Origin of the sequence: Aquitalea sp. FJL05 (assembly GCF_003852595.1) — a bacterium.
Lineage (GTDB): Bacteria > Pseudomonadota > Gammaproteobacteria > Burkholderiales > Chromobacteriaceae > Aquitalea > Aquitalea aquatilis.
In genome coordinates this window covers 200,314-218,599 of record NZ_QAJS01000001.1, presented here as the reverse complement: position 1 = coordinate 218,599, position 18,286 = coordinate 200,314, and the positions used below count along the sequence as shown (strand labels likewise).

Here is an 18,286-nt window from a genome sequence, read left to right as displayed (position 1 = left end):
TCCGGCCCTTCTTGCATGGATGATGAAGTCAGACGCTAGTGGGTTGAGCGCCGGAACAGGCCAAACAGCTCAAATTTCTCGCGCGGACGCGATCCTTGCCACAACAAGGTCCAGCCTGGCTCGGCCAGCCCATCGTTGCGCGAACGCACCAGCAGCTGGTAATCGCAAGGACTGCTTTCCCCCGCCGGATAAGCCAGCAGATCGATACCCGCGTAGTAATGCCAGCTGATGCGCGCCACCATGTTCTGGCTTTCCGTCGCGATGCACTGCGCCTTGTCCAAGCCGGCTGCCGGCATGGACCGTACCATGCTCTCCACCACCGGCCGGTAGCTCTTGGCCGCATCCAGCCACGGCAGCCACAGGCTGAGCGCCAATCCCCAGCACAGGGTCAGCCCGGCCGCCCAGTTGGTAATGGCTTGCCGGCCGCGCAAATGGCTGCGCGTTACCGCCCAGATCCAGGTGATGGTGGCCAGCACGGCGAATACCGCGGCCAGCACCGACACATGCGGCACATAGTAGGGGCTGAAATACTGGGCGCGCCCGGCCAGCCGCTCCGGCCAGCCATAGTTCATTGCCGCCCAGCCGGCCCAGATCAACAGCCCGAACACGCCGAAAGTCATCAGGCCAAACCAGTTGAGAAAAGCCGCCGCGCCGCGGCGCAGATTGTCCAGTTCCACCGCCGCCAGCAACGCCAGCGGCAGCAGCAAGGGCATGGCGTAATCCATGCTCTTGCGTTCGGACAGCGTCAGCATGATCAGCACCACGCCAAAGAACATCAGTGGCAGCTGCAACATCGGTAGTTCGTACTTGCGGTTGCGGAACAGCGTCCAGGCCGCCAGCGGCCAGGCCGGCCAGGCAAACCAGATGGTATTGAAGGTGTAGTAGCCAAAACCATGAAACAGGCTGACCTTGCCAAAGCCATCCAGCGGGCCCAGCGCATGGCGCTCCCACCATAGACGGAACAGGGCCGGGTAGCTGCGTGCCAGCTCCAGCGGCCAGATCAGTGCCACCGGCAAGGCAACCAGCAGCGCCATGAAGACGGTGATGGCGTAGCGCTTGTTGCGCCAGGCGGAAAAGGCTGGCAGGAAAATCACCACCGCCCACACCAGCATCACTTCCAGCAGGCTGGCGCTGAGAAACAGCGTGACACTGGCCGCACCGAGTATCGCCCCGGCCAGACCAGGCGAACGCAAGGTCAGCGACAGCGCATAAAAGGCAGCGGCAAAACCGGTAAAGCTGGCCACCATGGGCGTCATCTGGTGACCGGTGACAATCAGGCCCAGGCAACCTATCAGTATCATCACCACACTGCGGCCGTAACGACGGCCGATCAGGTCGCGCCCGGTCATGCCGGCCAGCGTCAGGCCCAGCGCCATGAACAGCGGCGTGGCCAGCCGTGCGGCGTCATGCGCCGGCAGCAGCCAGGGCGAAAACAGCTTGGCAAAACCTGCCGCCACCCAGTAGTACAAGGGGGGTGACTCCAGATAGGGCACCCCTTGCAGGGTGGGCAGCAGCCAGTTGCCGCTGCGCAGCATGCCCTCCACCACCGCCATCACATAGGGTTCGTCCGGCTTCCATGGGTCGTGGCCGATAATGCCGGGCCACAGCCAGATAAAACACAGCAGCAGCAATACCCAGGGCTTTTCGGTGGGAACGGGAACGGTGGCGTTTTGCGGGGAGTACGTCAGCATCGAGGCGCGCGCCAGTCAGGTAGGAGTAATGCGCTATTTTAATGTGCAAGCGCGGGCTGCGGAAATGAAAAAAGGCAGCCGAGGCTGCCTTTTTTCCAAAGCTTACAAGCTTAGCGCTTGAAGAAGCCGCCGAACTTCTGGTTGAACTTGTCGATACGACCTGCGGTATCAACAATCTTCTGCTTACCGGTGTAGAACGGATGGCAGCTGGAGCACACTTCAATGTGGAAGGCGTCCTTGGCCATGGTCGACTTGGTAGTGAAGGTGTTACCGCAAGAGCAGGTAACCGCAACGTCGGTGTAATTCGGGTGGATATCAGCGCGCATGAGAGCTTCCTTAGTTTACGGGTACAGGGGTTTTGCCTGTACTACAGGGTCAAGAGGACGCATTATCCGCGCTTTATTTGCGCTTGACAAGTCGCTCAAGATTAAAACAGTGGCAATACTCCGGCATGAGGCCGCTGCTGTGGCCAATCAGCCGACAAGGTCAAACCATCACGCTGGCCTGGCCTTGTCGACTCGCCTGATTCAGGCACGACGCCAGCTGGTGCCCTGGGCATTGTCTTCCAGCACCACACCCTTGGCGATCAGCTCGTCGCGGATGCGGTCGGATTCGGCCCAGTTCTTGTTGGCACGGGCATCGCGACGCGCCTGGATCAGGGCTTCGATTTCTTCCGCACTCAGTTCACCCTCGCCGGCACCGGCCTTGAGGAAGTCTTCCGGCTCGCGCTGCAGCAGGCCCAATACGCCACCCAGGTCTTTCATCAGGCGCGCCAGTTGTACATCGCGGCTCTTGTTGACTTCACCGGCCAGGTCAAACAGCACGGCAACGGCTTCAGAGGAGCTGAAATCATCATCCATGGCGGCCTTGAAGCGCGCCGCGTAAGGGTTGCTCCAGTCGATGCCTGTGCTCTCTGGCAAATCCAGACCGCGCAAGGCGGTGTACAGCCGGGTCAGGCCCTGTTTGGCATCGTTGAGGATGCTGTCGGTGTAGTTGACCGGGCTGCGGTAGTGGCTGCGCACGATGAAGAAGCGCACCACCTCGCCGTCGAAGTGCTGCAGCACATCGCGGATGGTGAAGAAGTTGCCCAGCGATTTGGACATCTTTTCGCCATCGACATTGATAAAGCCATTGTGCAGCCAGTAATTGACATACTTGTGGCCATGCGCACCCTCGGACTGGGCGATTTCGTTTTCATGGTGCGGGAACTGCAGGTCTTCGCCGCCACCGTGAATGTCGAAATGCTCGCCCAGGTGGTGGCAGCTCATCACCGAGCATTCAATGTGCCAGCCCGGACGGCCAGCGCCCCACGGGCTTTCCCACGACGGCTCACCCGGCTTGGCCGCTTTCCACAGCACGAAGTCCAGCGGGTCGCGCTTGTTGGGGTCGATTTCCACTCGCTCGCCGGCGCGCAGCTTGTCCAGGGTACGGCCGGACAGCTTGCCGTAGCTCTCGAACTCACGCACCGCGTAGTACACGTCGCCATTGGGGGCGGGATAGGCCTTGCCATTGGCAATCAGCTGTTCGATCAGCGCGATCATGCCGCCCACGTGATGGGTGGCACGCGGCTCGTGGGTGGGCGGCAGCAGGTTCAGCGCCGCAGCATCTTCATGCATGTCGGCAATGGTTTGCGCCACCAGCTGGTCCGGCGTGATGCCGCGTTCCAGCGCACGCTTGATGATCTTGTCTTCGATGTCGGTGATATTGCGCACGTAATTGACATCGTAGCCGGAGGCCTTGAGCCAGCGGTAGATCACGTCAAAGGCGGCCAGCATTCGGGCATGGCCGATATGACAGAGGTCGTACACCGTCATGCCACACACATACATACGCACCTTGCCCGGTTCGATGGGGTGGAACTCTTCTTTCTGGCGAGTCAGTGTGTTGTACACGTTCAGCATGATTCGGCAACCTGTGCTTGGGTAAAAGGGGAAATTGTAGCAGAGTCGTCAAGCCCCCGCGAAGGGCAGCCTGATCCGGGCCTGTACCCGCTCCATCATGCAAAACCGGGCACAGGGCCCGGCTGGTCTGCAGATGCAAGGGGTGTATATGGGGTCAGACCGGCGGCCATTCAATACGGCGGTAATCCGGCAAGCCCTGACGGAAAGGCGGCATGCGCTCGCCTTCCATCAGTGGCAGCAGGTAATCCAGAAAGGCCTGGGTCACGCCATAGCCATCGGCGGAGATGAAATGCGCCGGGAAGGCTTTTTCCTGGTCGCCCACTTCCTCCAGCGGTACTGCAGCCACTTCCCAGCGATAAGGATGATCGGACAGGCGGCGAATGCCAGCCATCACACCAGAACGGCCAGCCAGCAGCCACTCCACACCCTGCTGCCCCATCCGGTAGGCTTGCTCCACATCGGTGGCCGAGGCCAGATGGCCGGCAGCGCGCTGCAGATAGTCCACCTGCGCCACGTGGGCCGACAGACCGCGCTCGCGCTTGAGCAGGCCAGCCAGCCAGCTGCCCACCCCGCCCAGTTGCTCGTGGCCATAAATGGCCGAGGCATTGGCTTCGGTGACAAAGCGCCCGCTGGCATCGGTCAGCCCTTCGGCCACCGAAATGGCACACTGGCCATGCGCCGCCAGGCTGGCATCCACTGCCGCCAGAAATTTGTCCTGATCAAACGGCACCTCCGGCAGCAACACGATATGCGGGGCCAGACCGCCATGCAGCCGCGCCGCTGCCGGTGCTGCCGCCAGCCAGCCGGTATGCCGGCCCATGGCCTCCATGATGAACACCCGGCCACGGCCCATGCTGATCATGTCCATGCCCACTTCCAGCATGGTGCTGGCCAGAAACTTGGCCGCCGAACCATAACCGGGGCTGTTGTCGGTGCCGACCAGATCGTTGTCTATGGTCTTGGGCACGCCGACCACATGCAGGGCATGGCCGGTGTGGCGCTGAAAGTCTGCCAGCCGGGCCGCACAGCCCAGCGAGCCGTTACCGCCATTGATCAGCAGGTAATGAATGCCATGGCGCGCCAGCACTTCCTTCATGCGCAGCCAGTCGGCCGGGGCCTCCGCAAAACTGCCTATCATGCGGCGGCTGACACCAAAATGCCCGCCCGGCAAAAAGCCCAGCCGGGCGATATCGTGATCGGACACGCCATCGGTATTCACCAGCCGGTCTTCCAGCAAACCGGCCAGCCCGTCGCGGGCGGCATACACCGACACCCCCAGCTTGCGGGCGGTTTCAATCACGCCCTGGGCCGAGGCATTGAGCACGGCGGTGGGGCCGCCGGATTGCAGATACAGGATACGAGGCTGGTTCATGGCATTTCTCCGCGAGCAAGACTGAGAGCGGCTAACAAGAGCGTAGCCTCCCTGGGGCAAGGCGCGCCGACGCAGCCCGTACCAGCGGTAGGGCAAGAAGGCGCAACGCTGCAACAGGGTTGTGGTTAGTGGCGCTGAATGGCTTCGATGCTAGGCGGCGGCTTTGTAGCAAGCAAATTACATCAAGGGAAAGTCGATACGCATCAAATGCTGCGCTGGCGAAGCTTGTCAGTGCCAACTGAACGGTGTAATCCGCAGCAAGGGCGTGAAAAAAGCGGGCCAATGGCCCGCTTGAGAGATATGCCGCACCAAGTAAGTCAGTGCTGACTTAACTTTATTGGGCACAAAATTATTTGCTCCAGGTGTCGCGCAGGCCCACCGTGCGGTTGAACACGGCACGCGTACCCGGCTGATGCTCATAACGGTCGGTCACGAAGTAACCCAGGCGTTCGAACTGGAAGCGTGATTCCGGCGCCGCCTTGAGCACGGCATCTTCCACATAGGCAGTGACGGTTTTCAGCGATTCCGGGTTGAGGAACTGACGGAAATCGACATATTCGCCATCTTCGCCACGCACGGCATCCGGACGCGCCTCGGTGAACAGGCGGTCGTACAGACGCACATCAGCTTCGATGGCATGTTCGGCCGATACCCAGTGGATCACGCCCTTGACCTTGCGGCCTTCCGGGTTCTTGCCCAGGGTGTCGTGGTCGATGGAGCATTTCAGTTCCACCACCTGGCCGTCGGCGTCCTTGATCACTTCTTCGCACTTGATGACATAGCTGTAACGCAGGCGCACTTCGCCGCCGGCGGTCAGGCGCTGCCACTTGGGCGGCGGCACTTCGGCAAAGTCGTCGCGCTCGATCCAGATTTCACGGGCGATGGGCACTTCGCGCTCGCCAAACTCCGGGTGATGCGGATGGAAAGGCGCGCTGCGGCTGGCGGTGACGGCGGCATCGAAATTGGCCAGGGTAACCTTGATCGGGTCCAGTACAGCCATCACGCGCGGCGATTCGTTTTCCAGCATCTCACGCACGGCGCCTTCCAGCACGCTCATGTCGATGATGTTTTCACCCTTGGATACGCCAATGCGCTGGGCAAACAGACGGATGCCGGCCGGGCTGAAGCCACGGCGACGCATGCCTTCCACCGTGGGCATGCGCGGGTCGTTCCAGCCATCCACCAGGCCATCGGCCACCAACGCCTGCAGCTTGCGCTTGGAGGTGAGCGCATACAGCAGTTCCAGACGGGAAAACTCGTACTGGCGCGGGTGGCAAGGGATGGTGATGTTGTCCAGCACCCAGTCGTACAGCGGGCGATGGTCTTCGAACTCCAGCGTGCACAGGCTGTGGGTGATGCCTTCCAGTGCATCGGAGATGCAATGGGTGTAGTCGTACATCGGGTAGATGCACCACTTGTCACCGGTACGGTGGTGATGGGCACGGCGGATGCGGTAGATCACCGGGTCGCGCAGATTGACGTTGCCGGAGGCCATGTCGATCTTCAGACGCAGGGTCTTGCTGCCATCGGGGAATTCGCCGGCACGCATACGGGTGAACAGATCGAAGTTTTCTTCCACGCTACGGTCGCGGAAGGGGCTGTTCCTGCCCGGTTCGGTCAGGCTGCCGCGATAGGCGCGCATTTCTTCGGCGTTCAGGTCGCAGACAAAGGCCTTGCCGGACTTGATCAGCTCGACAGCGTAGTCATACAGCGCATCGAAGTAATCGGAGGCGAAACGGACATTGCCATCCCACTGGAAGCCCAGCCATTCGACGCTGTCCTTGATGGACTGCACGAATTCGTCCGACTCTTTTTCCGGGTTGGTGTCGTCCATGCGCAGATTGCACTTGCCCTGGTAATCTTCGGCCAGGCCGAAGTTGAGGCAGATGGATTTGGCGTGACCAACATGCAGGTAGCCATTGGGCTCCGGCGGGAAGCGGGTGACGATGGCGCTGTGCTTGCCGGAAGCCAGGTCCTCGTCAATGATGTTGCGAATGAAGTTGCTGACTACTGGCGCGTTGTTTTCCGTGCTCATGATTCTGGCTGCAGACTAAATGAAAGCAATCGGTGATTGTAACCGATTTGCCCTTGATGGGGAGGGCCAGTCCCGGCATGGCGGGAGCTGCCTGGCAAAAGCAGGCGGGCTGGCGCTTTGACTGACCATCCGCCCGCTTGGTTTACAGCAGGGTACGGCCGGTGATGGCCTGCAGTTCGGCCAGGGGCGAACGTGCCGGGTCAGCCATGTCCGGTGCCGGCAGCCAGAAGGTCTGCTCCAGCATGAACTGGCCGGACATCACGGCATGCGAGGCATGGTCAGAGAAACACACCCAGCCGCAGCCGGGCGGAAACGGCATGGTTTCCTGCGGGCAGGTGCGCTGGTAGTCCATGTCGGCCTTCATCGCATCATGCAGGTGCAGCATCAGGTGGTCGTAGGCACTGCGCTTGCGCTTGGTAATCTTCAGCGCCGCCATCAGCGCGGCCGAGCCTGGCCACTGGCGGGGAATGCGCGGCAACATGCGCCGTGCCATGTCGGCAAACGGCTCACCCACGCGCCACACGCGCGGTTCGCCATTCGGGTTGGCATTGTAGAACACGCGCAGAATGCGCTCGCCATAGGTGGGCCGCGACGGGAAGGCATCGACATGCAGGCGGCTGTCATCCTTGCGCCAGGAGGTTTGGCGGTCTTCCACCCGCAGCAGCCGCAGGCTGGTGGGCGCGGCGCGCAGCTTGCCACGGTATTCCGGCAGCAACTGCTCGACCAGGGCAAAGGCACAGCTGCGATAGCGGCTGATCAGCGCCCGTACCGCTGCTTCATTGGCCGGATCGGCCACGCCGTGCAGCTTGCCATCCGCTTGCGGATCCAGGCTGATGTTCTTGCGCTTGGGGTCGGCTATCTGCGGATTGAGCAAGGCCAGCTCGGTCGGCTGGATGGCAAAATCCAGCTGCGGCAAAAACAGTACCTTGCCGCTTTCCAGTGCGGCGACTTGTGAGTGCTGCGGCATGCCCGCTAGCTGTAGTATCTGGCTACTCATGTCTCAACGGCTTTCTGTTGGGTTCTGCTGGCAACGGCGTCTATCAGACAGAAAACATGCCGGTTGCCATGGGCGACAAAGCAGCAGGTTACGCCAATCAGCGCCCCAGGTCACATCCCGCCGGCATGCGGCGGACAAGCTGCTGATTCCCAAGCAAAAGCCTCCGTCAGACTAAGCCCTACTTGCAGCACGACAATTCACCATAAAAAACAACTGTTTATAGTGATAAAACCCAAAAAGTGCGGCATAATGCCGGGTTGCTCGCACACCAGCGCCACTACCGCATTCCATCAGCATGACGACACTAGCAGCCGCCGCAAAACCGATCACCTCTTACCGCAAGTACTGGGCCAGCCGCTTTGGCAACGCGCCCTTCCTGCCGATGAGCCGCGCCGAAATGGACGAGCTGGGCTGGGATTCCTGCGACATCATCCTGATTTCCGGCGACTGCTATATCGATCACCCCAGCTTCGGCATGGCCCTGGTGGGCCGTCTGCTGGAAGCGCAGGGCTTCCGCGTCGGCATCATTGCCCAGCCGGACTGGCAATCGGCCGAACCCTTCCGTGCGCTGGGCAAGCCCAATCTGTTTTTTGGCGTCACCGCCGGCAATATGGACTCGATGATCAACCGTTATACGGCTGACCGTCGTCCGCGCTCCGACGACGCCTACACCCCGCATGCCGAACCGAACAAGCGCCCGGACCGTGCCGTTACCGTCTACGCCCAGCGCTGCCGCGAAGCCTACCCTGGCGTGGGGGTGATGATCGGCTCCATCGAGGCCAGCCTGCGCCGCATCGCCCACTTCGACTACTGGAGCGACAAGGTGCGCCAGTCGGTGCTGATTACCTCCAAGGCCGACATCCTGCTGTACGGCAATGCCGAGCGGGCGCTGGTGGAAATTGCCCATCGCGCGGCCAAGGGCGAAAAACTCAGTGAAATGCGCGACGTGCGCGGCACGGCATTTGTGGTGCAGCAAGGCTGGCGGCCTGATGATGAGTGGCAGGAAATGGACTCCAGCGTGGTGGACCTGCCCGGCCATGTCGATCCGCACCTGAATCCCTACGAGGAGATTCCGGAGCAGGCTGCGAAAGCGACTGCAGGTATCGACCCGTCTGCGCCGCAGGTCATCCGCATCGAATCGCGCGAAGAGCGCCTGGCCAAACGCCGCGCCCAACGTGCCAAGACCGTCATCCGCATCCCGGCTTATGAAGCCGTGGCACATGATCCGGTGCTGTATGCCCACGCCAGCCGCACCCTGCATCTGGAATCCAACCCCGGCAACGCCCGCGCGCTGGTACAGCTGCACGGCAGCCGCGATGTGTGGCTCAATCCCCCGCCGATTCCACTTTCCACCGAGGAAATGGATCACGTCTACGGCCTGCCCTACGCCCGCAATCCGCACCCGTCCTACGGCGATGCCAAAATTCCGGCGTGGGAGATGATCAAGTATTCGGTCAACATCATGCGCGGCTGTTTTGGTGGCTGTACCTTCTGCTCGATTACCGAGCACGAGGGCCGCATTATCCAGAGCCGCTCGGAAGAATCCATCCTGCACGAGATCGAGGAAATCCGCGACAAGACCCCGGGCTTTACCGGCCACATCTCCGATCTGGGTGGCCCGACCGCCAATATGTACCGCCTGTCGTGCAAGGACCCGAATATCGAGCGCTCCTGTCGCAAGCTGTCCTGTGTGTTCCCGGACATCTGCGAAAACCTGAATACCGACCACAGCCATCTGATTCAGCTGTACCGCAAGGCACGTGCCCTGCCCGGCGTGAAAAAGATCAACATCCAGTCCGGCCTGCGTTACGACCTGGCGGTGCGCTCGCCCGAGTACATCAAGGAACTGGTGCAGCACCATGTGGGCGGCTACCTGAAAATTGCCCCGGAACACACCGAAGACGGCCCGCTGTCCAAGATGATGAAGCCGGGCATGGGCGCTTACGACAAGTTCAAAGAATTGTTCGAACGCTTCAGCCGCCAGGCTGGCAAAGAGCAGTATCTGATCCCCTACTTCATTGCCGCCCACCCTGGCACCAGCGATGAGGACATGATGAATCTGGCGCTGTGGCTGAAGAAGAACAACTTCCGCTTGGATCAGGTACAAACCTTCACCCCGACACCGATGGCCATGGCCACCACCATGTGGCATACCCGGCGCAATCCGCTCAAGCGCCTGTCGCGCAGCTCGGAAAAGGTGGACGTGGTGCGCGATGGCTACCGCCGCAAGCTGCACAAGGCCTTCCTGCGCTACCACCACCCGGACAACTGGCAGATCATTCACGACGCGCTGATCAATATGGGCCGCAGCGACCTGATCGGCCACAGCAAGCACTGCCTGATCCCGCCCACCCCGCCGGGTGACAAATCAGCCGCCATCCGCCACCGCCTGGGTGCGCCGGCCGCACGCCAAAGCAGTGGCAAACCGGGCCAGCCGCGCACGGGCAGTGGCAAAGCCAGCACACCGCAGGCCAAGCCCTTCGGCGGCCGCCCGCAAGCCACTGGTCGCCCCGGAGCCAAGCCCGGCAGCAAACCGGCCGGCACCGGCACGGCGGGCAGCGGCAATAGCCGCCACAAGACCAAACGCTAAGCCAGGCGGACCGACCAAGCAACGGCATTGTCCATGACGATGCCGTTTTTCTTGGGCAAATCCGCCAGCGCCAGTTAAAGTACAGTCAGGCTTTATAAACAGGACACGCACAATGGGCGCCTCACTCAAGCTGGCCGAACTGCTGGGCTCGCTCAGTTATGCGCTGGATATCACCGAAGGCCAACCCGAGGGCCATTGCGTCCGCAGTTGCTGGATCGGCATGCATATCGGCCGCGCCATCGGCCTGGACAGCCAGTCGCAATGGGAGCTGTACTACGCCATTCTGCTGAAAGACCTGGGCTGCAGCAGCAATGCCGCCCGCATCAGCGAGCTCTATCTCACTGACGACCGGCAGTTCAAACAGGACTTCAAACGGATAGGCCAGAGCCTGCCGCAGAAGCTGGGCTTTGTGTTCAGCCATACCGGCCGCCACGCCGGCTGGGCCGACCGGCTAGCCTCCATCGTCAATATCATGCGCAACGGCAAGGAAATTGCCGACGAACTGATCCACACCCGCTGCCACCGTGGTGCCGACATCGCCCGCCAGCTGCGTTTCAACGAAAAGGTGGCGCGCGGCATCCAGTCGCTGGACGAACACTGGGATGGCTCAGGCCGGCCGCTGGGCCTGCAGGGCGAGGCCATTCCGCTCAATGCGCGCATTGCGCTATTGGCGCAGGTGATTGATGTGTTCCACATCACCAGCGGCCGCGATGGTGCACTGGCGGAAATCAGCAGCCGAGCCGGCGGCTGGTTCGACCCGCAGCTGGTCGCCTGCTTTGCCAGCGTAGCCCGCGACGACGCCTTCTGGCAGGTGCTGGAATCCGATGCAGTGGATCAGGCGGTACTGGCACTGGAACCAGCCCAGCATCACGTCGAGGTGGATGAAGACTATCTGGATGAGATCGCCGAAGGCTTTGGTCAGGTGGTCGACTCGAAAAGTCCCTTCACGGCCGGTCACAGCCAGCGCGTAGGCCATTACGCCGACCGTATTGCCGCCACGCTGGGCATGGACGATGCCCGCCGCCGCTGGCTGAAACGCGGTGCCTTGCTGCACGACGTGGGCAAGCTGGGCGTCAGCAACAGCATTCTGGACAAGCCAGGCAAACTGGACGCCGAGGAATGGGCCGCAGTACAACGGCATGCCGCTTATACCCACGCCATTCTGGGACGGATGGACATCTTTGCCGAACTCGCCGAGGTGGCTTCAGCCCATCACGAACGGCTGGACGGCAAGGGCTATCCGCGCGGCCTGGCTGCCAATGCCATTACCCTGGAAACCCGCATCATCACCACCGCCGACATTTTCGATGCCATCAATGCCGAGCGCCCCTACCATCCGGCCACGCCGGTGGACAAAACGCTGGACATCATGCGGCAGAACCTGCACAGCGCCATCGACCCGCACTGCTTCGAGGCGCTAAGCCAGGTCTTGCGTGCAGAAGGACAGCTGGACTAGGGCCTGTTAACGCTATTTTTTTCACGGCGGCGGATGTTGAGGGGATGCAATGCGCGAAAAACTGCGCGCCGCAGGGCATTCCCTGCCAGCGCGGTTTGACAAGGCAGTGCGCCGCTCAACATCCGCCCCGCAGGGCAGGCCCGACCAGCTTGCCACTGCTGCGTTGTCGGATTTGCGCTTGGGGCCACCAAGCGCTGCACCCTCCGCCTTGCATTGACAACCTTTCAGGGCCTGCGCCGCAGAAAACATAGTATTAACAGGCCCTAGCCTGGGAGGGTGGGATGAAAATTGGCGATCTGGCCCGTCACGCGGGCTGCACCACGGAAACGGTGCGTTTTTACGAGAAGGAAGGGCTACTGCCGACGGCTGACCGTGCCGCCAACAATTACCGCAGTTATGGCTCGCGCCATCTGGAGCGGCTGCGCTTTGTGCGCAATTGCCGGGCTCTGGACATGACTCATGAGGAAATCCACCAGCTGCTGGCGCTGATGGAAACGGCCGGGGGCGACTGTGGTGGTGTAAACGAATTGCTGGACGCGCATATCCAGCATGTGGACCAGCGTATTGCCGAGCTGCTGCAGCTCAAGCAACAACTGGATGCCCTGCGCCAGCGCTGTCAGCAGCAGCAGGGTGTGGACGCCTGCGGCATTCTGCAGGGGCTGGCGGAGATGGAAACCAGCGCCCGGCCGGAACGCCACACCCATCTGGGCTGAGTGGCGGGCCGGCCGGCACTTTACTGTCTCATACCTGATACTGCGCCACGGTTTGCAGAATGCTTCTGGCCTGGTGGTGCAGTTCGCGTGCGGCATCGGCCGAGCTGCTGGCCGCCGAGGAGTTTTCTTCGGCCATTTGCGCGATCTGCTCCACCCGCTGGGCAATGGTAGTGCTGGTGCTGGTCTGCTCGGAAATACTGCCGGAGATATCATGCACCAGCCCCATGGCCTGCTGGGTGTTGTTCTGGATCTGGCCGATGGCGATATTGGCTTCGCGCGCGCCGTCCGCTTCGCGATTGGCCCGTTCCACCACGGTTTGCATGCTGCTGACCGCGTCCTGCGTCCCTTGCTGCATCTTGCTGATGACCGAGGAAATCTCGGTGGTGGATTTGGCTGTGCGTTCAGCCAGCTTGCGTACCTCGTCGGCCACCACGGCAAAGCCACGGCCCATCTCACCGGCACGGGCGGCTTCGATGGCGGCATTCAGCGCCAGCAGATTGGTCTGCTCGGCAATGTCCTTGATGATGCCCATGACCGTGGCGATGGTCTGGCTGTCTTCTTTCAGCTGGTTGATCTGGCTGGCCGCGCTGCGGATGGAGGTCGATACCTGGGTAATGCCCTCCACCGTGGCCAGGATGACCTTGCCGCCCTGGGTGGCGGTGCTGCCGGCGGCGCTGGTCTGGCTGCTGGCTTCCTGGGCGCGGTCTGACACGTGGTTGATGCTGACCGTCATTTCTTCAACGGCAGCAGCCATGGCCGAAGCGGCCTCGCTCTGTACTTCCGAGCTGCGGGCGATCTGCGAGGTATTGGCCGCCATGCCTTCGATGGCCTGGTCCACCGACTCCACACTCTGGCGAATATTCTGGAAGCTGCCTTGCAACTGTTGCAGCAGGGCATTGAAGGCGGCGGCCGTTTCGCCTACTTCGTCCTTGCTCTTTATCGGTGCCCGCAGGCGGAAATCCAGCGATTCGCATACCGTCTGCATCACGCTACGAATGCTTTGCAGGCTAGCGCGGATATGGATGAACAGCGTGCCGCCCAGCACGCCGCATAACAGCAGGCACAGGCCGATAATGGCCGCCGACAGCATGATGGCTTGCTTGTAAGCCAGGGTATTTTCTTCCGACAGCTTGTCAGCGTACTGGTAGTTGAATTTCACATGCTCTGTCAGCTGCTTGTTCAGCGCTGCGGTGGCCGCGCGCATGGGGCCACCGACAATGGCCTGTTCCGCTTCCTGGGTTTTGTGTTCTTTGGAGAGCTGCAGCAGTGCGTTGCGGGCGCTGCGGTATTCCTGTATCAGCTTGCGGTCCTGTTCCAGCAGTTTGCGGTCGCCCTCGTTGGAAATCAGTTCTTTTTCATAGTGGGCCAGCATGTCATCAAAACGCTGATCATTGCTGCTGATAGCCTGCAGATCCTTTTCCTTTTGCGCGTCGTCGTGGTCGATGACATGGCGGTAGGTGCCGGTGCGCGACTGCGTCAGTGCATCCTGAGCATCTTGCAGTGCGGCAATGCTGGGGAAAGTGTTGGCTTTCAGGTAGTTGAAGCGCTCATTGGCCTGGCTCTGTTCATACAGGCCGAAGCCACCTATGCCCAGCAGGGCAAGCAGGGCGATGCCCAGCGTGAGCGCCAGGCGTTGTGAAATATTCATGTTTTCCCCTTTTCCCATTGGCTATCTGTTGCTGACTTTCTGCTTTGCCTGTTCCGTTATAGCTGGCAGCCAGCATGTGACAAGCCATCTTTTATATGACTGGTGCATCGCCGGCGGTGACAGGGTAGTGACGCGTGAGCTTGTCGCAAGTCTGAGACGCTTTGCCCGCCCTCAGCCCGCACGGCAGGCCCGTGGCTGTTGGCAGGGCCCCCTTTCCCGGTGACATCGCGCAGGCCAGGCGTGGCGCTTACCCGGCAGCCCCCGTTTTCTGTCGCAGTGGCGAGACAGTTGCGCGATCCGCCGCCAGCGTCCGCGCGCGAATTCCCTTATGGCATGCGGGTATGGGTGGTCTGGCACGCTTTCTGCAATGAATAGGACATTCCCCAGCCCTCAGGTGGTCAGCATGGACAGCACATTATTCCGCCGCGTTTTTCCGGCCTTGCTGGCGGGCAGCCTGCTGGCTTCGGCTGCGGCACAGGGCGAGGGCGAGATGGTGGTCGGTCGTGAAGTGCCGGCCCGCCCAGCCATCCGTCATGGCGATCCCAGCCCGGACGTCAGCCGGGTTTCGACTTCACCGTCCAGTAGCGTACCCACCGTCACACAACAGCTGGCCGACCCCTTGCTGGCAGCCACGCATGCGGTGATGGCCGACCCGGCCTTGCGTTCGCCAGTGGTCGTGCTGGATGGGCAGTCTGCCTGGTCTGGCATGGCAGCTGGCGGTGCTAATGGCAAGCCGCCAGCCGGCATGGCGGACGCGGCACTATCCGGTGTGGGAATGGGGCATCTGCTGCAATCGGCTTTGCACCCATGAACGGGCCAGCAGTGGCAAGGAGACAAGTCATGCACATCACGCAGATGTTGTGGTTGGCAAGCGGGCTGTGTGCAGCACTGGCCCAGGCCGACCAGCTGGCACTGATAAGCGATAGCGGCCAGGCCGCACAGGGCGTGCTGGCGGTGAACCAGGTAGCCGGCACGGCCAATCAGCAAGGCAATCTGCAGGCGCTGGCCTTAGCCGCCGGGGTGGCACAGGCGCGGATCAGCTTGCCGCAGCAGCAAGGAAGCACCCAGGCGGTGGCGGAGCAAAACCTGCGCGCCAGCATTGTGGGTGCGTCGTTTGCCGGAAGCCAGGGATTGCTGGCCGTGAACCAGACGGCCGGCAATGCCAACCAGTCACTCAATGCCTTCAGCCTGGCGCAGGCCGCCCGGCCACAGGCCAGTGTCCGTGACCTGCCGGCGGCGGTGCAGGATGCCGTGCTGGCCGGCACGACCGCAGCGGCAGCACCCGTCGCCGGGGCTGCCGCCAATACCGGACAGATAACCGAATTATCCGCAGCAGCTTTCCAGGGAAGCCGGGGGCTGGTGCAGCTTAACCAGATTGCTGGCAGCCATAACCTGGCTGTCAATGTCGTGGCCGTGCAATGGGCCAACCCGTGAGCAGTGCCGGTTCTGGCCAGCCGTGGCGGAGCCGGTATTCAAGCAAATCGCTAGGAGAACAATCATGACCGCAATGCTGCAGAAAAAAGTGCTTTTCGTCGCTCTTGTTGGTGTGTTCGGCGTAGCGCATGCCGTGGAACCGCCGGCTCCGCCGTCCACCACGACGACCAGGATCAGCAATAATCTGTCCAATACCTATAGCAATACCGACGTTAACGTCACCGGCACCGCCTATCTGGAAGGCATCGCCGTGTACGAGGTGTTTGATCCCAAGGCCGATGCCCTGGCCAGTGCCCGCGTGAACGACGTGCAGAAAAATCTGGGCAACAAGCTGAATGTGACCGATCCGGCCAATGCGGGGGTAACTGGCAGCGTGAGCAATATCCAGGGTAATGCCGGCGTCAACAATGCTGCTGGTTTCTTCAATCAGCAGGCTAACAATGTGGCGATCAGTTCGGCTTCCGGCAAGCACAGCGGTGCTGCGGCTTCCACCTCCTTCGAGCAGCTGAACGACGGCAATAACTACACCTTTGCCGAGCCGATGCGCGGCACCTCCAATGACATGAATGCCAGCCTCAGCAACTCGGTGAACAACATCCAGGGTAATGCCGGGGTGAACAACGCCGCCGGTGCTGGCAACCAGCAGAAAAATGATGTCGCCCTGGCCTCGGCCAGCGCTGCCGTGCTGGCTACCGCCTCGGCCGGTGGCATGCAGGTGAATCAGGGTACTTCGGTGACCACCTTCTTCCCGCTCAATGCCACCGCCAGCATTTCCGGTTCGGTGAATGGCATCAGCGGCAATGTCGGCGTCAACAATGCTGCCGGCCTGTCCAATCAGCAGGTTAACAGCCTGTCGGTTGCGGCCACCCACTAAGAATGTGTTCACGATTTAGCGAACGCGGGGTCACCCGCGTCTCGCAGATCGTGAGCAGGTTCTAAGCCAGGAGACGCCGGCAGCGCAGTCGTCAGGCCACGCTGCCGGCTTTTGCCATGAAAACCACTATCCGCTTGCTATTGTCCATCCTGCTGGGCCTGGCCTGTCCGGGTGGCGAACAGTTTGCCCAGGCCGCAGACCTGGCCGTGCCGGCCTATACCGGCGAGGGCAATGTCTACAAGCAGGTACACAGCCTGCGGGAAATGCGTTTTGCCCATGTGGTGGAGCAACATACCGATTTCAGCTGCGGGGCGGCGGCGCTGGCCACCTTGCTGCGTTATGGCTTTGGCCGCGATATCGACGAGCAGCAGGTCATCGCCGGCATGCTGGCCGGAGCCAATGCCGATGTGGTGCGCCAGCAGGGTTTTTCCATGCTGGACATGAAGCACTATGTAAATACGCTGGGCCTGCGGGCCAGCGGTTTTGTCAGCGGCCCGGAGCGTTTGCCCGCGCTGCGCATTCCGGCGCTGATCATGCTGGACATCAATGGCTACAAACACTTTGTCATCCTGAAAATGGCGACCCGCGACACGGTTTATGTAGCGGACCCGGCGCTTGGCAACCGCGCGGTGGCTATGGCGGAGTTTGCACGGCAGTGGAATGGCGTGTTGCTGGCGGTGGCCGGCCCCGGCTACCAGCCACAAGGGCCGTTGCGGCAACCGCCCAGCCTGTTGTCGGCGCGGCAGTTGATGAATGGCATGCAGCCGGTGCAGCCGGCCGACCTAGTGGAGTACGGCTTTATCTACAGTGATTTCTTATAGTTGCGGCCTGTGGGCACAGCCCCGCCGGCGACGACCGGGAGCATAGCGTGCGTATCTTATCCAGGGCAGTGCCGGTACTGCTGGCATTGACTGCCAGCGTGCCGGCGCAAGCCATGCTGGCGTATGTAGACGACGGCGTGCTGGACAGCTTGCGTGGTCGTTATATCGATGCCGGGCAGATCGTGCGCTTCGGCGTGCAGATGCTGACTACCTGGCAGAACCAGGCTGGGGTGGTGCAAGGGGCCGGGCTGCAGTTGACGGCCCAGACCGGCGCGGTGCCGGTGATCAGCCGTTACACCCTGAATGGCGATGGCACGGCAACGACGTCGGCGGCGACAGCGCCGACTAGCGGGCTGGCATCGGTACAAGGCGTGGTGCAGCTTAATCAGCAAGCCGGCAATGGCAACCGTTCCAGCAACAGCACCAGCATCGACATCCGGCGTGACGGCACGGCCAGCCTGCAGATGCCGGCCGGCTGGCAGGCGGGTAGTGGCAGTAGCTCACTGGGTAGCGGCCAACTGGCGGTGAATATCGATCTGGGGAGTACGGGGCGCATTGGTCAGATGCTGGGCCAGGGGCAGTTGCTGCAGTTTTCCAGCATTAACGGCAGCGGCATCAGTACCGACAATAGCCTGCGTATCCAGCTGGTATTGCAGCCGCAGGCCGCCGGTTTCGGCTTCAGCATTCCCAACCGCTTGATGCTGTCCGGCACCGGCGTGCGCTGAGTCATCTTCATCTGCGCTACGACGCCGCC

At 61.7% G+C, this 18,286-nt stretch carries 15 protein-coding genes; 8 read left to right on the top strand and 7 right to left on the bottom strand.

What is annotated here, in order from left to right; translation table 11 throughout:
• Positions 1 to 35: 35 nt before the first annotated feature.
• The 6 genes from DBR44_RS00975 to DBR44_RS00950 all read right to left on the bottom strand — a co-directional run bounded on the left by DBR44_RS00975 (position 36) and on the right by DBR44_RS00950 (position 7,996).
• Positions 36 to 1,691 carry a glycosyltransferase family 39 protein gene (locus DBR44_RS00975; RefSeq protein ID WP_124641171.1) on the bottom strand — a complete coding sequence of 552 codons (1,656 nt, stop codon included), beginning with the start codon at positions 1,689 to 1,691 and terminating at the stop codon, positions 36 to 38.
• A 110-nt stretch (positions 1,692 to 1,801) separates the two neighbouring features.
• Complete coding sequence (rpmE, locus tag DBR44_RS00970) at positions 1,802 to 2,017, bottom strand: 50S ribosomal protein L31 (RefSeq protein ID WP_124641169.1); 216 nt, start codon at positions 2,015 to 2,017, stop codon at positions 1,802 to 1,804.
• Between the two features lie 201 nt (positions 2,018 to 2,218).
• Complete coding sequence (gene cysS / locus DBR44_RS00965; RefSeq protein ID WP_124641167.1) at positions 2,219 to 3,592, bottom strand: cysteine--tRNA ligase; 1,374 nt, start codon at positions 3,590 to 3,592, stop codon at positions 2,219 to 2,221.
• A 154-nt stretch (positions 3,593 to 3,746) separates the two neighbouring features.
• Positions 3,747 to 4,964: a 6-phosphofructokinase gene (locus tag DBR44_RS00960; protein WP_124641165.1), complete on the bottom strand. Its 1,218-nt coding sequence runs from the start codon at positions 4,962 to 4,964 to the stop codon at positions 3,747 to 3,749.
• 349 nt (positions 4,965 to 5,313) lie between these two features.
• Positions 5,314 to 6,999, bottom strand: coding sequence for a glutamine--tRNA ligase/YqeY domain fusion protein (locus DBR44_RS00955; protein WP_124641163.1), 1,686 nt, complete (start codon positions 6,997 to 6,999; stop codon positions 5,314 to 5,316).
• Between the two features lie 142 nt (positions 7,000 to 7,141).
• Entirely contained in the window at positions 7,142 to 7,996 is an 855-nt protein-coding gene (locus DBR44_RS00950) for a Kdo hydroxylase family protein (protein ID WP_124641162.1), read from the bottom strand.
• 295 nt (positions 7,997 to 8,291) lie between these two features.
• On the opposite strand from DBR44_RS00950, the gene DBR44_RS00945 reads away from it, so the two are divergent.
• The 3 genes from DBR44_RS00945 (at position 8,292) to cadR (ending at position 12,755) form a co-directional block, all read left to right on the top strand.
• Positions 8,292 to 10,586, top strand: a complete 2,295-nt coding sequence (locus DBR44_RS00945; protein WP_124641160.1) for a YgiQ family radical SAM protein — start codon at positions 8,292 to 8,294, stop codon at positions 10,584 to 10,586.
• Between the two features lie 112 nt (positions 10,587 to 10,698).
• Positions 10,699 to 12,042 (top strand): HD-GYP domain-containing protein, encoded by a 1,344-nt coding sequence (locus tag DBR44_RS00940; RefSeq protein ID WP_124641158.1) that lies wholly within the window; start codon positions 10,699 to 10,701, stop codon positions 12,040 to 12,042.
• Positions 12,043 to 12,323: 281 nt separating this feature from the next.
• Positions 12,324 to 12,755 carry a Cd(II)/Pb(II)-responsive transcriptional regulator gene (cadR, locus tag DBR44_RS00935; RefSeq protein WP_124641156.1) on the top strand — a complete coding sequence of 144 codons (432 nt, stop codon included), beginning with the start codon at positions 12,324 to 12,326 and terminating at the stop codon, positions 12,753 to 12,755.
• Between the two features lie 28 nt (positions 12,756 to 12,783).
• On the opposite strand, the gene DBR44_RS00930 is transcribed toward cadR, so the two are convergent.
• Positions 12,784 to 14,403 carry a methyl-accepting chemotaxis protein gene (locus DBR44_RS00930; RefSeq protein WP_158613532.1) on the bottom strand — a complete coding sequence of 540 codons (1,620 nt, stop codon included), beginning with the start codon at positions 14,401 to 14,403 and terminating at the stop codon, positions 12,784 to 12,786.
• Positions 14,404 to 14,806: 403 nt separating this feature from the next.
• Between DBR44_RS00930 and DBR44_RS00925 the strand changes: the two genes are divergently transcribed.
• The 5 genes from DBR44_RS00925 (at position 14,807) to DBR44_RS00905 (ending at position 18,257) form a co-directional block, all read left to right on the top strand.
• The gene (locus tag DBR44_RS00925) at positions 14,807 to 15,214 is read left to right on the top strand and encodes a hypothetical protein (protein WP_124641152.1); all 408 of its coding nucleotides are present in this window, start codon (positions 14,807 to 14,809) and stop codon (positions 15,212 to 15,214) included.
• Between the two features lie 29 nt (positions 15,215 to 15,243).
• Entirely contained in the window at positions 15,244 to 15,837 is a 594-nt protein-coding gene (locus DBR44_RS00920) for a hypothetical protein (RefSeq protein WP_124641150.1), read from the top strand.
• A 64-nt stretch (positions 15,838 to 15,901) separates the two neighbouring features.
• On the top strand, positions 15,902 to 16,711 hold the full coding sequence (locus DBR44_RS00915) for a hypothetical protein (RefSeq protein WP_124641148.1): 810 nt from the start codon (positions 15,902 to 15,904) through the stop codon (positions 16,709 to 16,711).
• A 116-nt stretch (positions 16,712 to 16,827) separates the two neighbouring features.
• Complete coding sequence (locus tag DBR44_RS00910; RefSeq protein ID WP_124641146.1) at positions 16,828 to 17,532, top strand: C39 family peptidase; 705 nt, start codon at positions 16,828 to 16,830, stop codon at positions 17,530 to 17,532.
• 47 nt (positions 17,533 to 17,579) lie between these two features.
• Entirely contained in the window at positions 17,580 to 18,257 is a 678-nt protein-coding gene (locus DBR44_RS00905) for a hypothetical protein (protein WP_124641145.1), read from the top strand.
• The last annotated feature ends 29 nt before the right edge of the window (positions 18,258 to 18,286 follow it).

What these genes read in the sequence shown, in the direction of transcription:
- DBR44_RS00975 (WP_124641171.1), bottom strand. Translation starts at nt 1,691, where the DNA reads ATGCTGACGTACTCCCCGCAAAACGCCACCGTTCCCGTTCCCACCGAA.
- DBR44_RS00925 (WP_124641152.1), top strand. Translation starts at nt 14,807, where the DNA reads ATGGACAGCACATTATTCCGCCGCGTTTTTCCGGCCTTGCTGGCGGGC.
- DBR44_RS00910 (WP_124641146.1), top strand. Translation starts at nt 16,828, where the DNA reads ATGAAAACCACTATCCGCTTGCTATTGTCCATCCTGCTGGGCCTGGCC.
- DBR44_RS00955 (WP_124641163.1), bottom strand. Translation starts at nt 6,999, where the DNA reads ATGAGCACGGAAAACAACGCGCCAGTAGTCAGCAACTTCATTCGCAAC.
- rpmE (WP_124641169.1), bottom strand. Translation starts at nt 2,017, where the DNA reads ATGCGCGCTGATATCCACCCGAATTACACCGACGTTGCGGTTACCTGC.
- DBR44_RS00945 (WP_124641160.1), top strand. Translation starts at nt 8,292, where the DNA reads ATGACGACACTAGCAGCCGCCGCAAAACCGATCACCTCTTACCGCAAG.
- DBR44_RS00920 (WP_124641150.1), top strand. Translation starts at nt 15,244, where the DNA reads ATGCACATCACGCAGATGTTGTGGTTGGCAAGCGGGCTGTGTGCAGCA.
- DBR44_RS00915 (WP_124641148.1), top strand. Translation starts at nt 15,902, where the DNA reads ATGACCGCAATGCTGCAGAAAAAAGTGCTTTTCGTCGCTCTTGTTGGT.
- cadR (WP_124641156.1), top strand. Translation starts at nt 12,324, where the DNA reads ATGAAAATTGGCGATCTGGCCCGTCACGCGGGCTGCACCACGGAAACG.
- DBR44_RS00940 (WP_124641158.1), top strand. Translation starts at nt 10,699, where the DNA reads ATGGGCGCCTCACTCAAGCTGGCCGAACTGCTGGGCTCGCTCAGTTAT.
- DBR44_RS00930 (WP_158613532.1), bottom strand. Translation starts at nt 14,403, where the DNA reads ATGAATATTTCACAACGCCTGGCGCTCACGCTGGGCATCGCCCTGCTT.
- DBR44_RS00950 (WP_124641162.1), bottom strand. Translation starts at nt 7,996, where the DNA reads ATGAGTAGCCAGATACTACAGCTAGCGGGCATGCCGCAGCACTCACAA.
- DBR44_RS00960 (WP_124641165.1), bottom strand. Translation starts at nt 4,964, where the DNA reads ATGAACCAGCCTCGTATCCTGTATCTGCAATCCGGCGGCCCCACCGCC.
- cysS (WP_124641167.1), bottom strand. Translation starts at nt 3,592, where the DNA reads ATGCTGAACGTGTACAACACACTGACTCGCCAGAAAGAAGAGTTCCAC.